Raw genomic sequence first — 18,152 nt, 5'->3', positions numbered from 1 at the left:
AGGCAGTAGCCAATGGCCAGCCCGACTGGACTCGAACCAGTTACCCCGAACTTAGAAGGTTCGTGCTCTATCCTGATGAGCTACGGGCTGTTTGGCTCGGGATTTTACGCGGAGTTCACGCAATACAAGTCTTGAGAAGAGCGTCAAACAAAAGCGCCAACTAGACTCTAATCGGTTAAGACCGAACAAAAGTCGAGTGTTTTATAAACTTGGGAGCCACCACGCGGGTTCGTATAGCGATTTCTACGGCGTTGGCGAGCCGCCATACCACAGGCACATTAATGAGTGCCTGTGTCACCCAAAATACTGGTCGCAACGCAGCGCTTAAACGTAAGGAAGCACTAACGGCTGCTGCAACGTCATCACGACCAAGCTCCCTGGCGGCGGCCAAGATTTCCAAATACTCGGAACGTACGCCCTTAGTCATCGCCAGAATCCTAGAAACTTTATCAAGAGAATACTCTGACCAATCGAAGGCAGCCCCCATAATGTCGCGTCGACCCAATGCATCAATGGTGACCATAGTTCTGAAGCATTTCTCACAGTTAGAGCAGTTATGCTTTGCTTCGGCTTGACAAACATGAAGGGAAGCAATGCCCTGAGGCAAACGAGTTACAAATTCGGTTTTCTGCACGCGGTTGAATGCGGCACCGTCGTGAACCATAGTCGTAGTTGATGTGCTGAACAACGAATCAACCATTGGATGCGACCCCCAGGGAAAGAGCTGACCATAAGGATTGGTCGATCCCCACACCGCCGAAGAGTAGCGCTTCTCCAATAGCAAGCTGATAAATGCCAATCCGCAAGCATGTGTTAGTGGTCCCCAGCGTCGGCGCCAAGCAGTATTGTGTTCTCGCAAGTTGGTTCGTACCACGTAATGAGGCAGCCCAACATCGGCCGCGGCACTAGTCAACATGGTTCGTAGCGGCTCAATACCGGCCAAGTCATACACTCCTACGTCAAACCCCCATACTGTCAATAGCTCATCCGTACGTCCAACATCAGGCATATCAGGCAACCCAAGTCGGCGGCCGATGTTGAAGTAGCTATCGACACCGCCCGAGAAAAAGGAAGCCGTCTTATTGCCGTTGGGCTTTTCAGTCAGGCGCGGCGCCGTAATCCGGACCGGCTTCAAATCCGTAAACCACTGGCACCAAGTTGCCAGTACTCCGGCCAAGTTCTCGCGCAACAGATCATCTACTGGCAAATCGAGTTCAATGTCCTCACCAATACAGGCAGCTATCGGCAGCATCACCAGTAACCATGGATTCCCGGACGTGGACAAGCTGGATTCCAAAGTGGTTGGAACTTCCGCCCATATTTCCATCTGCTGACCGCTAGTGGACACAATCGTGGACGAGATTCTGATCACGCCGCCCCCGGTTTGGCGCTTGACTTCTGTGAGTTTCATGACGCCATTAGGCAGCGCCGCTCGATCTTTGTAAATCCAAATTGTTATACCCAAACGACACAAGCGCGTCACGTTTCGTGACTAATACCTGTAGTATTCGCTGCTTTTTGTTCGAAAACTCCAAGCAGACATGGATTGCGACGAAGACTTACGCGCATTCACCGAAAACTGCAATCTCAGATTTGGCTCGCCCGATCATTTAGTGAGTAGATGCCTGTCCAGTGGAAACTGGACACGCACACACGAGATTTGAGGGTTTCATTAGGCGAAACCAATCACAATTCTCCATGACGACGTATCGCCCTGTAACCCTGGAAAACAAAAAAGCGACTGTCTGAACACGCAGACAATCGCTTAGTTGTTGAAATACAAGAGGAAATAATGGTCGGGGCGGCGGGATTCGAACTCGCGACCCTCTGCTCCCAAAGCAGATGCGCTACCAGGCTGCGCTACGCCCCGACAGCTGGTATTCTAACCTGAGCCCAGCTGCTGTCCTTTGCAGAACGTATTATTTTTCACTACCTCACCACCGTTCTATCCCATGCCCCTGCATCCCCGACTCCCTTGGCTCGAAGAAAGCGACGCGTTTCCCGTAGTCGAACGGGCTTGGTCCGCAAACACTGAAGCCCCGGGCCTGCTGGCAGCGGGTGGGCAGCTCAGTGTTCCCAATTTGCTTGCTGCCTACTCGAACGGCATATTTCCCTGGTACAGCGAAGGTCAGCCGACGCTTTGGTGGAGTCCTGATCCGCGCATGGTGCTGCAAACCGGCCAGTTTCGGCTGCACCGATCGCTCAAGAGAACCATCAAAAAGTTTCAGGCCTCCACAGGCTGCGAAATCCGCTTCGATTCCGCATTCAATCAAGTCATCAGCAACTGTGCTTTGGCAAGCAGACGAGGCCAAAACGGCACCTGGATACTCCCCGAAATGGTGGATGCATACCAAACTCTGCACATGCACGGCTACGCGCACAGCGTTGAAACTTGGATTGAAGGCCAGTTGGCGGGCGGCCTTTACTGTGTGGCCATAGGCCAAGCCGTTTTTGGCGAGTCCATGTTTGCCCATCGCAATGACGCCTCCAAAATGGCGTTGGCGGCGCTGGTTGGTTTTTGCCTTCAAAATGGGGTGGAGTCGATTGACTGTCAGCAAAATACCGGACATTTGGCGTCACTTGGCGCTGCGGAAATTCCGCGCTCCCAATTTGTGGCAAAGGTCCAGGAGGCCACACGGCACCCAGCACTTGAGTGGAAGTTTGACGCCCTATACTGGCAGCATATTCTGGACACCTGATGATGACGCTGTGACCGATCTCAAGGACCTTCCGCTTCAGACGCTGCAGTTCTATGCCACCGCGCCTTATGAGTGCAGCTACCTGCCTGCACGGATGGCCCGGTCTCAGGTTGCCACGCCCAGTCATCTGATCAACAACTCAACCTATTCTGAATTGGTGGGGCGCGGCTTCCGTCGCAGTGGTGTGTTCACTTACAGGCCCTATTGCGACGGGTGCCGTGCCTGCACACCGCTTCGCGTGCCGGTGCACGGATTCAAGCCCAATCGAAGCCAAAGAAGGGCCTTGAATCAGCATGGGGGACTGGCGGTGCGCGTCATGAAGCTAGTGTTCGATGATGAACATTACGCTTTGTACTTGCGCTACCAAAACAGCCGCCATGCGGGTGGTGGCATGGACGAGGACAGTGTGGATCAATATGCGCAGTTCCTTCTGCAAAGCCGGGTGAACTCGCGATTGGTCGAATTTCGTGACGTGCGCCCTGACGGCACGCTGGGTACGCTGAAGATGGTCTCCATTCTTGACGTCCTCGACGATGGTCTGTCTGCGGTCTACACCTTTTACGAGCCAGAAGAAAGAGGCAGTTTCGGTACTTACAATGTCCTATGGCAGATCCAGCAGGCCAGGGACCTCGGTCTGGAGCATGTTTACCTGGGATATTGGATTCAGAACAGCGCCAAAATGGATTACAAGGCACGCTTTGCGCCCTGCGAAATTCTGATCGACGGAAAATGGCAGGTACTGAACCAGACCACGCGCGAATTGGCCTGATACTTGAGCATGGCAAAAAAAGACCCCGACCTACCCAGCGCCCCGACAGTGCAAGTCATTGAGCGAATGTTTACGCTGATTGACGTACTGGCTTCCCGGGAAGAACCTGTATCTCTCAAGGAGATCAGTGAGAAGGCCGGTTTGCACCCATCTACTGCGCACCGAATTCTCAATGATCTGGCAACAGGTCGTTTTGTGGACAGACCGCAACCGGGCAGCTACCGCCTTGGCATGCGCCTGCTGGAGCTAGGCAATCTGGTCAAGGGCAGACTCAATGTTCGTGATGCCGCCCTTGCGCCGATGCGGGAACTGCACAAGCAGATCCAGCAGCCCGTCAATCTGAGCATGCGCCAGGGCGATGAGATTGTGTACGTGGAGCGCGCTTACAGCGAACGCTCGGGGATGCAGGTCGTCCGCGCCATTGGAGGGCATGCGCCTCTGCACCTGACTTCGGTCGGCAAGCTCTTCCTCGCCGCTGATGACCCGCAGCGCATACGTGCCTACGCCGCCAGAACAGGACTGCACGGAAACACCAAGAACAGCATTACCAACCTGGAAGCACTCGAGCGTGAGCTCAGCAAAGTTCGCCAATATGGGCAGGCCAGCGACAACGAAGAACTGGAGCTGGGTGTGCGTTGCATGGCAGCCGGAATTTACGACGATCAGAACAAGCTGATAGCCGGCCTATCGATTTCGGCACCTTCTGGTCGCCTGGAAGATGAATGGTTACCCAAGCTGAAGGAAACTGCACGCCTCATTTCGGAGGCATTGGGCAACAAGCCTGGCGGCACGCACTAGGGGCTTGGAATAAACCAAGCCTTGAGATTAATTTGAAATTACCCTTTGGTCAGCCACACGAGCGGCCAAGGGGGAGCTTTTACGACTCAGTATTGGACTGTTTTCTACCCAATGTCTGACGCGCTCAGCATCAGCAATACGACTCAGCTTTCCTGCGGAGTCCAGGAAAACCATGATGAGCTTGCGTCCGGCAATCTTTGCCTGCATCACAAGGCACTGTCCCGCTTCATTGATGAAACCGGTCTTCTGGATGCCTATGTCCCAGGCAGGATTCTTCACCAAACGATTGGTGTTGTTGAACTGCAGCGTGCGACGCCCCACTTCCACTTGGTAGCCAGTTGACGTGGAGAGCTCACGCAATGTCGGATCGCCGTACGCAAAATTGACCAAAGTGGCCAAGTCCCGGGCACTGGATTGGTTCTTGCTGGACAGACCCGTAGGTTCCGCATAGCTGGTGTCTTGCATGCCCAGGCTCTTCGCCCTGGCATTCATCAGCTCGACAAAATGAGCCAAACCGCCGGGATAGGTCCGGCCCAGTGCGTGGGCGGCGCGGTTCTCGCTGGACATCAGCGCCAGATGCAGCAATTCACCACGGCTCAACTCAGTGCCAACAGCCAATCTGGAACGACTACCTTTTTCCGTGTCGACATCAGCCTGTGTAATCGTGATGGACTCATCCATGGGCAAATGCGCCTCGCTGATCAACAGACCCGTCATCAGCTTGGTAATGGACGCGATTGGCAAAACCGCCTGCTCATTCTTGCTGAACAACACCTCCTTGGTGTCCTGATCAACAACAAGGGCGACACTGGATTTGAGCGCCAGTGGGTCGCGCTCACCGTGCAATCCTGCGAGCTGACCAAACGATGGCTGACTTGGGACGACATCTACCGCTTTACGAGCAACCTGGCGCGCCGCATGCTTCTTGACCGGACGTTTCACACTGTCGGAGGCCTGAACGGCATTGGCTGCCAACGGCATTACTGCCATCCATCCAACCAAAGCCAACAGAGCAATCTTCAATTTATTTTGATTCACAGTGGATTCCAATCGTTCAGCGGGGCAAATCAGGGCACAAAGTCGGCATCACGCGCACTGGTGATGACAAGTGTAATCAAGAAACTTATGCAAGATCAAGTACTTGCACGACAAACTTCAAGAAAAACAGGGCCAGAAGATGTTTACCCTTGCGCTGCAACCCGGTCCGACTTGCTCTGAAGCTTGTTCAACGCGCTCAGATAGGCTTTCGCCGACGCCACCACGATATCGGGGTCGGCGCCCACGCCGTTGACCACTCGACCACTGTTTTGCAGGCGCACCGTGACTTCGCCCTGACTTTCGGTTGAACCACTGATGGCATTCACCGAATACAGGATCATTTCCGCGCCGCTTTGGACATGCGACTCGATCGCCTTGAGGGATGCGTCGACCGGCCCATTGCCATCCGATTCGCCTTTGACCTCCTTGCCGTCCACGGTGAATACGATGCTGGCGTGGGGGCGCTCACCAGTCTCGCTGTGCTGCGACAACGACACAAACACGTACTTTTCCTTGTCGTGCAGAACGTTTTCCTCGCTGATCAAGGCAAGAATGTCTTCATCGAATATTTCGCTCTTGCGGTCGGCAAGTTCCTTGAAGCGCGCAAATGCCGCATTGACTTCGGCCTCGCTCTCCATCTGCACCCCCAGCTCCTGCAACCGCTGCTTGAAGGCGTTGCGGCCGCTGAGCTTGCCCAGAATGATTTTGTTGGCGGTCCAGCCCACATCCTCTGCACGCATGATCTCGTAGGTATCACGTGCCTTGAGGACGCCATCCTGGTGAATACCGGACGCGTGCGCAAAGGCGTTTGCCCCCACCACGGCCTTGTTCGGTTGGACTACGAACCCGGTTGTCTGGCTGACCATCCGGCTGGCCGCCAGGATATGGCGGGTATCTATGCCCAACTCCAGACCGAAGTAGTCCCTGCGTGTCTTCACGGCCATCACAATTTCTTCCAGGCTGCAGTTGCCGGCACGCTCGCCCAAACCATTGATGGTGCATTCCACTTGCCGGGCACCACCAATCTTCACGCCAGCCAACGAGTTCGCCACGGCCATGCCCAGGTCGTTGTGGCAATGCACCGACCAGATGGCTTTGTCCGAATTGGGGATGCGCTCGCGCAGATTCTTGATGAAGTTGCCATACAGCTCAGGAATGGCGTAGCCGACTGTGTCCGGCACGTTGATGGTCGTGGCACCTTCATCAATCACCGCTTCCAGCACGCGACACAAGAAGTCCGGATCACTGCGGTACCCGTCCTCGGGACTGAATTCGATGTCAGCGACCAGATTGCGGGCAAAGCGTACCGCTTGCTTGGCCTGCTCCAACACCTGCTCCGGTGTCATACGCAGCTTCTTCTCCATGTGGAGCGCAGATGTCGCAATAAAGGTGTGGATGCGAGCCTGCTTGGCGCCCTTCAGGGCTTCTGCCGCACGCGAGATGTCCCTATCGTTGGCACGTGACAAGGAGCACACTGTGGAGTCCTGAATGGTATTGGCAATCAATTGCACGGCTTCAAAATCGCCGTTGGAACTGGCTGCAAAGCCCGCTTCGATCACATCCACCTTCAGACGCTCCAATTGGCGCGCAATGCGCAGCTTTTCGTCCCGTGTCATGGATGCGCCAGGAGATTGCTCTCCGTCGCGCAAGGTGGTGTCGAAAATAATCAGTTTGTCGGCCATATTTTTGTTCTCCTCAATTCTTCAGTTAATGTAAGCCGCGCTCATCCGGCTCATCCGTTGACGTGCTGATCACGCTGGTCTGCAAACCACGCGCCTTGCGCACACCGTACACCACATATCCGCTCAGGCCGTACAACACAAACAACCCGAATATCACCTTGGGCGGATCCAGGTTCACAACGGCAATGACCAAGGCCACGGCAACAATCACCGCAAACGGCACGCTGCGTTTCATGCTGAGGTCCTTGAAACTGTAAAAGGGAACATTGGTGACCATGGTGAGTCCGGCATACAGAGCCACAAAGAAGGTGGGCCACATCAGCTCTTCGCCTTTGATTCCCAGATCCGTGGTCAACCAGATGAAGCCCGCCACGAGTGCTGCTGCGGCCGGTGATGGCAGGCCTTGAAAGTAGCGCTTGTCTACGACCCCTGTGTTCACATTGAAACGTGCCAGGCGTAAAGCGGCACAGGCGCAATAAACAAATGCGGCGAACCAGCCCCAGCGACCCAGCCCGCGCAGAGCCCATTCGTAGGAAATCAGCGCTGGTGCAGCCCCGAAAGACACCATGTCCGACAGGGAGTCCATCTGTTCACCGAATGCGCTTTGGGTATTGGTCATGCGCGCCACGCGGCCATCCAGACTGTCCAACACCATGGCGCAAAAGACACCCACTGCGGCCATGTTATAGCGAGCATTCATGGCCATCACGATGGCGTAGAAGCCACCGAACAAAGCCGCCAGCGTAAATAAATTGGGAAGAATATAGATGCCCTTGCGGGGCTTGCGAACAGGCGCGGCTTCGCCGTCCTGGTTGGCGGAATCGCTTCCATCTTGCATATAAATTCCTGACCTTTTTTCAACAACCATCGAGAGTCGACGCACAGCACACAGCGGCTGTGCCAGCACGCCAGTGTAAGCGCAGAGTGCATTGTCGCAGGCCGCGCATGCACCATGGAAAAAGGCCACCGAAGTGGCCTTTTTTGCTGTTGATGCAAAGATCAGTTGCGGGTCTGGTCGACCAGCTTGTTCTTGGCAATCCAGGGCATCATGGCGCGCAGCTTGGAGCCCACCACTTCGATCTGGTGTTCCGCAGTCAGGCGGCGGCGAGCGGTCATGCTGGGATAGCCGGTGCGGCCTTCCAGAATGAACATCTTGGCGTACTCACCCGTCTGGATGCGCTTGAGCGCGTTGCGCATGGCTTCACGGCTTTGGGCGTTGATGACTTCGGGGCCTGTCACGTACTCACCATACTCCGCATTGTTGGAGATGGAGTAGTTCATGTTGGCGATGCCGCCTTCATAGATCAGGTCCACGATCAGCTTGAGTTCGTGCAGGCACTCAAAGTAGGCCATTTCAGGCGCATATCCAGCTTCCACCAGGGTCTCGTAACCCATCTTCACCAGTTCCACGGCACCGCCACACAGAACAGCCTGCTCACCGAACAGATCGGTCTCGGTCTCTTCCTTGAAGTTGGTTTCGATGATGCCAGCCTTGCCGCCACCGTTGGCCATGGCATAGCTCAGAGCGAGGTCACGGGCCTTGCCAGACTTATCCTGATGCACAGCCACCAGGTGTGGCACGCCGCCACCTTGGGTGTAGGTATTGCGCACAGTGTGGCCAGGGGCCTTGGGAGCCACCATCCACACGTCCAGATCAGCACGGGGCACGACCTGGTTGTAGTGCACGTTAAAGCCGTGGGCAAAAGCCAACGAGGCGCCTTGCTTGATGTTAGGTGCAACGTTGTTGTTGTAAACCTCGGCGATCTGCTCGTCGGGCAACAAAATCATGACCACGTCAGCAGCTTTGACTGCGTCGTTGACTTCCAGCACGTTCAGACCGGCTTTGCCAACCTTGTCCCAGGAAGCTCCGCCTTTACGCAGACCAACCACGACCTTCACGCCGCTGTCGTTCAAGTTCTGCGCGTGCGCGTGACCTTGGCTGCCGTATCCAATAATGGCAACCGTCTTGCCCTTGATGAGGCTCAGATCACAATCCTTGTCGTAAAAAACCTTCATTTCTTCTCTCCGTTGTAAAAATTTAAACGCGCAAAATGCGCTCACCGCGACCCACTCCGCTGGAGCCAGTACGCACGGTTTCCAGAATGGCTGAACGCTCAATCGCGTCCAGGAACGCATCGTTCTTGGCCTGATCGCCCGTCAGTTCGATGGTGTAGCTTTTTTCGGTGACGTCAATGATGCGCCCCCGGAAAATGTCCGCCATGCGCTTCATTTCCTCACGCTCCTTGCCCACAGCGCGCACTTTGACCATCATAAGCTCGCGCTCGATGTAGGCACCCTCTGTCAGATCGACCACTTTGACTACCTCGATCAAGCGATTCAAGTGTTTAGTGATCTGCTCAATGACGTCTTCAGAACCCGCGGTTTGAATCGTCATACGGGACAGACTGGGATCCTCGGTCGGCGCAACGGTCAGCGACTCGATGTTGTAGCCCCGTGCGGAAAAAAGTCCGACGACGCGGGAGAGCGCACCGGGCTCGTTCTCCAGCAAAACTGCAATGATGTGTTTCATAAGATGCAGACTCCTCTTTTCGCCGCCCTCCCCCTGCCGCGGTAACGTCAGGGCTTGGCGGGCAATAGATTCGTCAAAGTTAGGTTGATACGAGTTGGCTTAGAGATCTTCCGAACCGAGCAGCATTTCAGTAATGCCCTTGCCGGCTTGCACCATGGGGAATACGTTTTCGGTGGGATCAGTACGGAAGTCCATGAACACGGTGCGGTCCTTGAGCCTGCGGGCTTCCCGCAACGCAGGTTCCACATCTTCAGGGCGCTCAATCAGCATGCCCACGTGTCCATAGGCTTCTGCCAGCTTCACAAAGTTAGGCAAGGCGTCCATGTAGCTATGGCTGTAGCGACCTTCGTACTCCACCTCCTGCCACTGACGCACCATCCCGAGGTAACGGTTATTGAGGGCGCAAATCTTGATCGGGGTGTTGTACTGCAAGCAGGTCGAAAGCTCCTGGATGCACATCTGCACCGAGCCTTCGCCGGTAATGCAGAACACTTCACTGTCCGGCTTGGCCAACTTGATGCCCATGGCATAAGGAATGCCCACGCCCATGGTGCCCAGACCACCCGAGTTGATCCAGCGGCGTGGCTCATCAAAACGGTAGTACTGTGCAGCCCACATCTGATGCTGCCCCACATCGGAGGTGATGTAGGTATCAGCGTCTTTGGTCATATTCCAAAGCGTTTCCACCACGTACTGGGGTTTGATGACATCGCCTTTGCCATGGTCATACTTCAGGCAATCGCGCTTGCGCCAGCCTTCAATGGTGTCCCACCAAGCGGCCAAAGCGCCGGAATCCGGCTTGGTTGTGCTTTCCTTGATCATGGCGATCATCTCACCAAGAACGTCTTTCACATCACCAACGATTGGAATATCCACCCGGACCCGCTTGGAGATACTGGAGGGATCGATATCGATATGGATGATCTTGCGCTCGTTTTGCGCGAAGTGTTTGGGATTGCCGATAACCCGGTCATCAAATCGCGCGCCAACCGCCAGCAACACGTCGCAGTTCTGCATGGCGTTATTGGCTTCCACCGTGCCGTGCATTCCCAGCATGCCAAGGAACTTGCGGTCACTGGCCGGATAGGCTCCCAACCCCATCAGTGTATTGGTGCAGGGATAGCCGAGCATGTCGACCAGAGTGCGCAACTCAGCGGATGCGTTGCTGAGCAACACACCGCCGCCGGTATAGATATAGGGACGCTTGGCCGACAACAGCAGCTGCAGCGCCTTGCGGATCTGTCCGCCGTGTCCCTTGCGTACCGGGTTGTACGAACGCATCTCGATGCTGGTCGGGTAACCGGAGTACGGCACCTTTTTGAAGGAGACATCCTTCGGGATGTCCACAACCACCGGGCCAGGTCGGCCGCTACGTGCGATGTGGAACGCCTTCTTCAGCGTCTCTGCAAGATCCTTGGCATCCTTGACCAGGAAGTTGTGTTTGACGACCGGACGTGTGATGCCCACGGTGTCACACTCCTGAAATGCGTCCAGACCAATGGCGTGCGTTGGCACTTGACCACTGATGATCACCATCGGAATACTGTCCATGTACGCAGTTGCGATGCCAGTCACCGCGTTGGTAACACCGGGTCCAGATGTGACCAGTGCTACGCCTACATCGCCCGTGGCACGGGCATAACCGTCGGCCGCATGGACTGCCGCCTGTTCATGCCGCACCAAAACGTGCTGAATGGTGTCCTGCTTGTAAAAAGCGTCATAAATGTGCAGAACGGCTCCACCGGGGTAACCCCAGACGAACTTGACGTTTTCGGCCTGCAATGCCTTGACCAGAATCTCCGCACCGCGAAGTTCAGGAGTTGAACCGGATTTTTGAGCGGCATTGGCCGCAGAAGCGATTTCAGCTTTGGAAATTTCCATGATGAACCTTTGTGAATTTCTCTAACGAAAAACCTTGGGTGCCCCTTCACAAACACTTTTGGCGTCGCGTTGGGACTTAAGGACCAAGCCATGGGCGCAGTGAATAACGCGCCGGACCGGGACCCGTTTGCCTTTTGATGAGCAAGGCGCATTATCACACCGTCGCGACCTAATTTGAAGCGCCATCGGAAATTTTCTGCGCCGGGAATGAGATAATTCTTCCTTTTTCCTGCGGATTTTTCGTCTTGGCATCTGAATCCGAACTCACCGAATTTTTGAAAAGCGTAGAAAAGCGCGCATTCAAACGGTCTGTCTATCACGTACGCAACGAAGAGTCAGCCTTGGACATTGTTCAGGAAAGCATGATGAAGCTGGCGGAACACTACGGGCATAAACCGGTAGACGAACTGCCCATGCTGTTTCAGCGCATCCTCTCTAATTGCACCCTCGATTGGTTCAGACGGCAAAAGGTCCAGAATGCACTTTTTTCCAATTTGAGCGATTTCGAGTCATCCGGAGACGACGATGACTTCAACTTGCTGGAAACTCTGGACGCATCCTCGGGGAACGACCTGGGAGAGAGTGCAGAGAGCCTTACAGACCGGGCACAGACCTTGCGTAGCATAGAAACAGAAATACAACAGCTCCCAGGCCGTCAACGAGAAGCCTTTCTGATGCGTTACTGGGAGGAAATGGACGTCGCAGAAACTGCAGCTGCGATGGGTTGCTCACAAGGCAGCGTCAAAACACATTGTTCCAGGGCGGTTGCAGCGCTTGGCAAGGCTTTGAAGGCAAAGGGGATCAGACTATGAATACACAGGAAAATCGACATACCCATGCCGGTACGGATGCTTTGGGCAAGGCGATTGCGGCACGCTTGACCGAAGGCACGGATTCCCTTCCCCACGATATAACGGAGCGACTCAGGGCCGCCCGAATGCAGGCTGTTGCCAAACGCAGATTGATCGGAAGCCAGGCTTCTGCAGTGGAGGTTCTTGTCTCCGGCGGAGAGGCCGTTTTGCAGCTTGGTGGCGGCGAAGGCAGTTGGTGGGACCGGGTTGCAGCCTTGTTGCCGCTGTTGGCTCTGGTTGTTGGCTTGGTTTCCATTGCCGTCATGCAAGATGAGTTGCGTGCACGTGAAGTTGCCGAGGTCGATACCGAATTGCTGACGGACGTTCTACCACCAGCAGCCTACACGGACCCCGGATTTGCGCAATTTTTGCGTGCGCAGCAAAACAATTAGTCAATTCTTCATGCATTTCAGGGAAAAATACACGCTTAATTCATGCAAATGGTCACAGTTGGCCATCGCCACGTGCGGCATGCTGTTGGCCTTGATTGGGACTTCTTTGCATGCCCAAACGACCGCTACAGGGTCCGTTGCTACCACATTGAAAGTTGCCCCCACCGTCAACGCTCCGCCTACTTGGGAGTCACTGGACAAGAACCAGCGGATTGCGCTCGCCCCTTTGGAGAAATCCTGGCCAGGCCTGAGCGAGGGTCAAAAGCGCAAATGGCTGGCAATTGTCAAGACCTATGCAAGCCTTGGCACGCAGGAGCAGGAAAAGATGCACAGCCGCATGGTGGAGTGGGCAGCACTGTCCCCAAGGGATCGTGAGCTTGCGCGACTGAATTTCGCGCACAGCAAGGTTATCAATCAATCGGACCGTGCGGCAAATTGGGAGGCTTACCAAGCCTTGAGTCCTAGCGAGCGACAGAAGCTGGCCGAAGGTGCCAAGATCAAACCAGTGGGTGCTGCGGTAGCCGTAAAGCCCGTGGAACACGAAAAGCTGACCCCCGTTCCGGTAACTCGCCACACTCCGGAACAGGAGCGTGCTGCAGTGGCGGCCCAACGGCCCTTGAACCGCAATACGCTTTTGCCCGAGCCACTGCCTCGCCCTCGCGACTCGGCAACAGCTACTGAAGCCAACTCTCCCAGCAAACCCTGATGGCACCGGATTTGTGGCGCCGCATGGCATGTTGGGTGTATGAAGGCATTCTGCTCTTCGGCGTGGTCTTCATTTCGGGCTACCTATTCAGTACATTGAGTCAGACACGCAATGCCATGGACAACAGAAATGCCCTGCAAGCCTTTCTGTTTGTCATATTTGGTATCTACTTCGTCTGGTTCTGGGCCAAAGGTCAGACATTGGCAATGAAGACCTGGAATATCCGGGTCGTCGATCTGAACGGAAAAGCCATAACCCAAAAGCGGGCGCTCTTGCGATATGTGCTTAGCTGGGTCTGGTTTCTCCCCCCGCTGATGGCGGTAGCCCCCTTTCAACTCAATGGAGCGGAGGTCGGGGTCATAGCAGTGGGATGGATTGCGGTTTGGGCCTTGCTCAGCAGGTTCCAATCCCAGGGGCAGTTCTGGCATGACGTATGGGCGGGTACGAGGCTGATAAGCTCGCAACCACTCAGCCGTTAATTCCAAACTCCAGATGTCCTCTCAAGAATCCTCGCCCGTAAATCCGCAAAAAGACCGCCGAGGGCTCAACCGCGTCTGGCACGCAACTGGGTATTCCATGGCGGGTCTGCGTGCTGGCTGGGGGGAGACCGCCTTCCGGCAGGAGGTGCTGGCGGCTTTCATCTTGCTGCCACTGGCCTTTTGGCTGGGACAAAGCTGGATCGAGGTGGCTGCATTGGCAGGCAGTGTGATTGCAGTCATGGTCGTTGAACTGCTGAACACCGCAGTGGAGACCGCAATTGACCGCATTGGCCCAGAATGGCATGACCTGTCCAAACGCGCCAAAGACATGGGCAGTGCTGCCGTCCTCCTCAGCTTGCTGCTTTGCATTGGCATATGGTCTGCAGCATTTATCCATCACATCACATGACCCGTCCAACATTTTCACTGTGCGTCTACTGCGGCTCCAGGCCGGGAACCGATTCGGCCTATGAACAGGCCGCCATAGCCGTTGGCCAGTGGATCGCCCGACAAGGCGGACAACTGGTTTATGGCGGAGGCAGTGGCGGGCTGATGGGTACTGTAGCCAATGCTGCGCTGGAAGCCGGTGCACGGGTAGTCGGGATCATTCCCAAGGCCCTGGTGGAAAAAGAGTGGGCCCACCGCGGCTGCACCGAACTGCACATCGTGGACAACATGCATGATCGCAAGCGCATGATGGCTGAACGCGCCGACGCATTCCTGGCGCTTCCGGGGGGAATTGGCACCTTCGAGGAACTCTTCGAGGTCTGGACCTGGCGTCAACTGGGTTACCACGACAAGCCGATTGGCCTGCTCAATACCGCAGGCTATTACGATGGACTGCTCAAGTTCCTGCAGACCGCCGTCAAGAACCAATTCATGGGAGATTGGCAAATGGGACTGATCCGGCATGGCAGCAACCTCTCGGAGCTCCTGGCTGAGCTGATACGCCATGCTGGCACATCCGCCACGAACAACATGGACCAGATCTAGGCTGCCCGCAAGGCAGCTACACAGGCGTCAAACCGCTGCGTCGTCCTGCTCACCGGTACGGATACGAACCACGCGCTCCACGGATGTCACAAAAATCTTTCCGTCGCCGATCTTGCCGGTACGTGCTGCCTTGACGATGGCTTCTACGCAACGATCCACGTCTTCAGTTTTTACTACAACTTCCACTTTCACCTTGGGCAGGAAGTCCACCACATATTCGGCACCACGGTACAACTCGGTGTGACCCTTCTGGCGGCCAAAGCCCTTCACTTCCGTGACGGTCAAGCCGGTTACGCCACAGCCGGCAAGAGCCTCGCGCACTTCTTCCAACTTAAACGGTTTTACAACGGCAGTAATCTGTTTCATCTCGATTCCCTATTAATTCAATTCAAGCCCGAAAACGGTTGGTAATAGGATAACGCCAATCCTTGCCAAAACTGCGGTGTGTAACCCGAATACCCACAGGCGCTTGTCGGCGCTTGTATTCGTTGATCTTGATGAGCCGGGTAACTTTCTCCACATCTTCCTTGGCAAACCCATCGGCGATGATGGATTCCATGCTCTGGTCATTCTCCATGTATCGTTCCAGAATGGCGTCCAGCACCTCGTAGGGAGGAAGGCTATCCTGATCCGTTTGGTCCGGCCGCAATTCCGCACTGGGAGGCCGCATGATGATCCGCTCAGGAATCGGGTTGCTGCAAGTCCCATAGGGGTCATGCGCATTGCGCCAGCGCGCCAGCTTGAAGACTTGCGTCTTTGCTAGATCCTTGATTACCGCAAAACCGCCGGCCATGTCACCGTACAAAGTGCAATAACCAGTTGCCATCTCCGATTTGTTGCCCGTTGTCAGCACGATGCTGCCAAATTTGTTGCTCAAGGCCATCAGCAAAGTGCCACGGATTCGTGCCTGGATATTCTCTTCAGTAGCGTCGAGCGCCAGCCCCGCAAATTCGGTGGCCAGCGAAGCCTTGAAGGCTTCAAACTCAGGGACGATGGATATCTCGTCGTAGCGCACTCCCATGCGCTTTGCCATCTCACGCGCATCCAGCCAGCTGATGTCAGCCGTATAAGGCGACGGCATCATGATGGAGCGAACCTTGGAGGCTCCCAACGCATCTACCGCTACGGCAAGAACCAGCGCAGAATCAATGCCACCGGACAGCCCCAGCAGCACACCAGGAAAACCATTCTTGCCGACGTAGTCGCGAACGCCCAGAACCAAGGCGTCCCACAGATCTTCTTCAGGGCCACGCACCGGCTCCACCCTTGCGGAAAGCAAAAGACCGGTCGAACCGCGGAGCACGTCCAATTCAAACAGCTCCTCCCGGAAACTGGACGCCCTGCCGGCAAGAGAAGCATCAGCATTGAGTGCAAACGAGTGCCCCTCAAAGACCACTTCATCCTGACCTCCAACCAGGTGGGCATACACCAGTGGCAACCCGGTCGACCGTACGCGCTGCGCCATCACGGCCTCGCGCTCATAGCCCTTGCCCACATGAAATGGAGACGCATTGACCGTGGCCAGCAACTGCGCACCAGCTTCCTTGGCCAGACGCGCCGGCTCTTCAAACCATGCATCTTCACAAATCAGCAGACCCACGCGTACCGTGTCGCTGCCCTCTCCTGCCTCAAATACGCAAACACCATCGCCGGGGCTGAAGTATCGGCGCTCGTCAAAAACCTGGTAATTCGGCAGCTCGCGCTTGTTGTAGCTGGCGATCACCGTCCCGTCGCGCAAAACGCTGGCCGTATTGAAGCGATGCTGGGTGGCTAGCGAACGCGTACGCACATCGTCTCCAGTCGGATGTCCAACCACCACGGCCATGCCTTTTAACCCAGCCAGACGCGAGGCCAACGTCAACAGGGCATGATCACACGCTTGAATGAATGCAGGACGCAGAAAAAGGTCTTCCGCAGCGTAGCCACACAGTGACAATTCAGGGGTCAACAACAACCGGGCGCCCTGCGCGTAGGCCTGCTCTGCAGCATCCACAATTTTCTGCACGTTACCGTCCAGATCACCTACGAAAAAGTTCAGTTGCGCTATGCACAGTTTGAGAGTCATGAAGCTGCAGTACGTTGATAAGTGCCACCCAGGAAATGCGCCAACAGCGCCGGGAGCGCGGTATGGATGATTATGTCATTCAGGTAGTTACTTCGCCTCTGGATGTGGACGCAACCACATGGGACGCACTGCTGGATTCGCAGCCATTCGCCACTCCCTTCATGCGGCACACCTATCTGAGTGCCTTGCACACCAGCGGCAGTGCCTGCGCCCGCACCGGTTGGGACCCTCGGTTTATTCTGCTCTCAGACGAGCAGGGGCTTGCAGCCGCAACTGTGCTGTACATCAAAGACCATTCCATGGGCGAGTACGTGTTCGATTGGGCCTGGGCCCGGGCATACCAGCAGCACGGTGTGCCCTACTACCCCAAAGGAGTGGTGGCAGTGCCTTTCACACCGGTCCCCGGCAGTCGTCTTCTCGCCCGTGACAGCACAGCGCGTGCAGCCCTGGCAAAAGCCTTGGTGGGACTCGCCGAACAGTGGGAGTTGTCGTCCTTGCATCTGCTGTTTGGCACTGAAGACGACTTCGAGGCCTGCCTAAACGCGCAGATGCAACTGCGCCATACCGTGCAATTCCATTGGGAGAATTCGGCGGAGGGTTACCTGGACTTCGACGCATTCCTGGCCTCCTTGTCGCAGGAGAAACGCAAGAAGATCCGCCAGGAGCGCCGAAAGGTGCAAGAAGCGGGAGTGCAATTTCGCCATGCAGCGGGTGCCGAAATCAGCGCGGAGGACTGGGCGTTCTTCTATCGTTGCTACGAGCGAACCTACCTGGAGCATGGCAACCCGCCCTATCTCAAACCGGAGTTCTTCAGGCAAATGGCCCAAGTCATGCCGGAAAACTGGCTGCTATTCATTGCCGAGCGAGACGGCCGGTCCATTGCCAGCAGCTTGATCGGTCTGGGTCAACAAGGCAATGTGCCAGACGGCGATCAACCTCTCGCCAAAGTGGCTTATGGCCGTTACTGGGGAGCGCTTGAACGCGTGGATTGCCTGCATTTTGAGGCCTGCTACTACCAACCGCTGCAATGGTGTATTACACAGGGATACCAGCGCTTTGAAGGTGGGGCGCAGGGAGAGCACAAGATGGCCCGCGCACTGTTGCCGGTAAAGACCAGCAGCACACACTGGATTGCGCATCCGGAATTCAGCAATGCCATAGCCAATTACCTGGAACGTGAGGGCCAGGGAATCGAAAACTACATGGAAGAATTGGAAACGCGCAACCCGTTCCGCAAGAGCTAAAGGGCGCGTCGCACGCGCCCTTTAG

Annotated in this window: 19 protein-coding genes and 2 tRNA genes; 10 read left to right on the top strand and 11 right to left on the bottom strand. The window is 55.7% G+C overall.

What is annotated here, in order from left to right; genetic code table 11:
- Nucleotides 1–13: 13 nt before the first annotated feature.
- The 3 genes from AAGF34_RS19020 to AAGF34_RS19010 form a co-directional block, all read right to left on the bottom strand.
- Nucleotides 14–90: transfer RNA gene (locus AAGF34_RS19020), tRNA-Arg, on the bottom strand.
- Between the two features lie 85 nt (nt 91–175).
- Nucleotides 176–1,411, bottom strand: a complete 1,236-nt coding sequence (locus tag AAGF34_RS19015) for a hypothetical protein (RefSeq protein ID WP_342617278.1) — start codon at nt 1,409–1,411, stop codon at nt 176–178.
- Nucleotides 1,412–1,793: 382 nt separating this feature from the next.
- Nucleotides 1,794–1,870 (bottom strand) — tRNA-Pro (locus AAGF34_RS19010).
- A gap of 82 nt (nt 1,871–1,952) precedes the next feature.
- On the opposite strand from AAGF34_RS19010, the gene aat reads away from it, so the two are divergent.
- From aat to AAGF34_RS18995, 3 genes are read left to right on the top strand one after another with little or no spacing between them, the layout of a single operon-like run.
- Nucleotides 1,953–2,699, top strand: a complete 747-nt coding sequence (gene aat / locus AAGF34_RS19005) for a leucyl/phenylalanyl-tRNA--protein transferase (protein ID WP_342617277.1) — start codon at nt 1,953–1,955, stop codon at nt 2,697–2,699.
- A gap of 10 nt (nt 2,700–2,709) precedes the next feature.
- A complete protein-coding gene (locus AAGF34_RS19000) occupies nt 2,710–3,468 on the top strand; it encodes an arginyltransferase (RefSeq protein ID WP_342617276.1) in 759 nt (252 codons plus the stop codon).
- A 9-nt stretch (nt 3,469–3,477) separates the two neighbouring features.
- Nucleotides 3,478–4,266, top strand: coding sequence for an IclR family transcriptional regulator (locus tag AAGF34_RS18995; protein ID WP_342617275.1), 789 nt, complete (start codon nt 3,478–3,480; stop codon nt 4,264–4,266).
- A gap of 27 nt (nt 4,267–4,293) precedes the next feature.
- Here the strand turns inward: AAGF34_RS18995 and AAGF34_RS18990 are convergent, their stop codons facing one another.
- From AAGF34_RS18990 to AAGF34_RS18965, 6 genes are all read right to left on the bottom strand, one after another.
- Nucleotides 4,294–5,256 (bottom strand): serine hydrolase, encoded by a 963-nt coding sequence (locus AAGF34_RS18990; RefSeq protein ID WP_342621137.1) that lies wholly within the window; start codon nt 5,254–5,256, stop codon nt 4,294–4,296.
- A 191-nt stretch (nt 5,257–5,447) separates the two neighbouring features.
- A complete protein-coding gene (locus tag AAGF34_RS18985; RefSeq protein ID WP_342617274.1) occupies nt 5,448–6,986 on the bottom strand; it encodes a 2-isopropylmalate synthase in 1,539 nt (512 codons plus the stop codon).
- Nucleotides 6,987–7,011: 25 nt separating this feature from the next.
- A complete protein-coding gene (gene pssA, locus AAGF34_RS18980) occupies nt 7,012–7,824 on the bottom strand; it encodes a CDP-diacylglycerol--serine O-phosphatidyltransferase (protein ID WP_342617273.1) in 813 nt (270 codons plus the stop codon).
- 161 nt (nt 7,825–7,985) lie between these two features.
- Nucleotides 7,986–9,002, bottom strand: a complete 1,017-nt coding sequence (gene ilvC, locus AAGF34_RS18975; protein ID WP_342617272.1) for a ketol-acid reductoisomerase — start codon at nt 9,000–9,002, stop codon at nt 7,986–7,988.
- Between the two features lie 22 nt (nt 9,003–9,024).
- Nucleotides 9,025–9,516: an acetolactate synthase small subunit gene (ilvN, locus tag AAGF34_RS18970; protein WP_342617271.1), complete on the bottom strand. Its 492-nt coding sequence runs from the start codon at nt 9,514–9,516 to the stop codon at nt 9,025–9,027.
- Between the two features lie 99 nt (nt 9,517–9,615).
- Nucleotides 9,616–11,397 (bottom strand): acetolactate synthase 3 catalytic subunit, encoded by a 1,782-nt coding sequence (locus AAGF34_RS18965; protein WP_342617270.1) that lies wholly within the window; start codon nt 11,395–11,397, stop codon nt 9,616–9,618.
- Between the two features lie 245 nt (nt 11,398–11,642).
- Here AAGF34_RS18965 and AAGF34_RS18960 point away from each other — a divergent pair, with 245 nt between their 5' ends.
- The 6 genes from AAGF34_RS18960 to AAGF34_RS18935 are packed head-to-tail and all read left to right on the top strand — an operon-like array spanning nt 11,643 to nt 14,818.
- The gene (locus tag AAGF34_RS18960) at nt 11,643–12,209 is read left to right on the top strand and encodes an RNA polymerase sigma factor (RefSeq protein WP_342617269.1); all 567 of its coding nucleotides are present in this window, start codon (nt 11,643–11,645) and stop codon (nt 12,207–12,209) included.
- On the top strand, nt 12,206–12,640 hold the full coding sequence (locus tag AAGF34_RS18955) for a DUF3619 family protein (RefSeq protein WP_342617268.1): 435 nt from the start codon (nt 12,206–12,208) through the stop codon (nt 12,638–12,640). The genes AAGF34_RS18960 and AAGF34_RS18955 overlap by 4 nt, the downstream gene beginning before the upstream one ends.
- On the top strand, nt 12,621–13,346 hold the full coding sequence (locus AAGF34_RS18950; protein WP_342617267.1) for a DUF3106 domain-containing protein: 726 nt from the start codon (nt 12,621–12,623) through the stop codon (nt 13,344–13,346). Before AAGF34_RS18955 ends, AAGF34_RS18950 begins: the two co-directional genes overlap by 20 nt.
- 23 nt (nt 13,347–13,369) lie before the next feature.
- Entirely contained in the window at nt 13,370–13,825 is a 456-nt protein-coding gene (locus tag AAGF34_RS18945) for an RDD family protein (RefSeq protein ID WP_342621136.1), read from the top strand.
- A 13-nt stretch (nt 13,826–13,838) separates the two neighbouring features.
- Nucleotides 13,839–14,234, top strand: coding sequence for a diacylglycerol kinase (locus tag AAGF34_RS18940; protein ID WP_342617266.1), 396 nt, complete (start codon nt 13,839–13,841; stop codon nt 14,232–14,234).
- Nucleotides 14,231–14,818 carry a TIGR00730 family Rossman fold protein gene (locus AAGF34_RS18935; protein ID WP_342617265.1) on the top strand — a complete coding sequence of 196 codons (588 nt, stop codon included), beginning with the start codon at nt 14,231–14,233 and terminating at the stop codon, nt 14,816–14,818. The genes AAGF34_RS18940 and AAGF34_RS18935 overlap by 4 nt, the downstream gene beginning before the upstream one ends.
- Nucleotides 14,819–14,845: 27 nt before the next feature.
- Here AAGF34_RS18935 and AAGF34_RS18930 read toward each other — a convergent pair whose 3' ends face one another.
- Together AAGF34_RS18930 and AAGF34_RS18925 are read right to left on the bottom strand one after the other, a co-directional pair.
- On the bottom strand, nt 14,846–15,184 hold the full coding sequence (locus AAGF34_RS18930; protein ID WP_342617264.1) for a P-II family nitrogen regulator: 339 nt from the start codon (nt 15,182–15,184) through the stop codon (nt 14,846–14,848).
- Between the two features lie 22 nt (nt 15,185–15,206).
- A complete protein-coding gene (locus AAGF34_RS18925; protein WP_342617263.1) occupies nt 15,207–16,883 on the bottom strand; it encodes an NAD+ synthase in 1,677 nt (558 codons plus the stop codon).
- Nucleotides 16,884–16,945: 62 nt separating this feature from the next.
- Here AAGF34_RS18925 and AAGF34_RS18920 point away from each other — a divergent pair, with 62 nt between their 5' ends.
- On the top strand, nt 16,946–18,127 hold the full coding sequence (locus tag AAGF34_RS18920; RefSeq protein ID WP_342617262.1) for a GNAT family N-acetyltransferase: 1,182 nt from the start codon (nt 16,946–16,948) through the stop codon (nt 18,125–18,127).
- Nucleotides 18,128–18,152: the final 25 nt, after the last annotated feature.

It is taken from the genome of Rhodoferax sp. GW822-FHT02A01 (genome assembly GCF_038784515.1).
Lineage (GTDB): Bacteria > Pseudomonadota > Gammaproteobacteria > Burkholderiales > Burkholderiaceae_C > Allorhodoferax.
The sequence above is the reverse complement of the archived record's forward strand: the minus strand, read 5'-3'. Positions and strand labels throughout refer to the sequence as shown.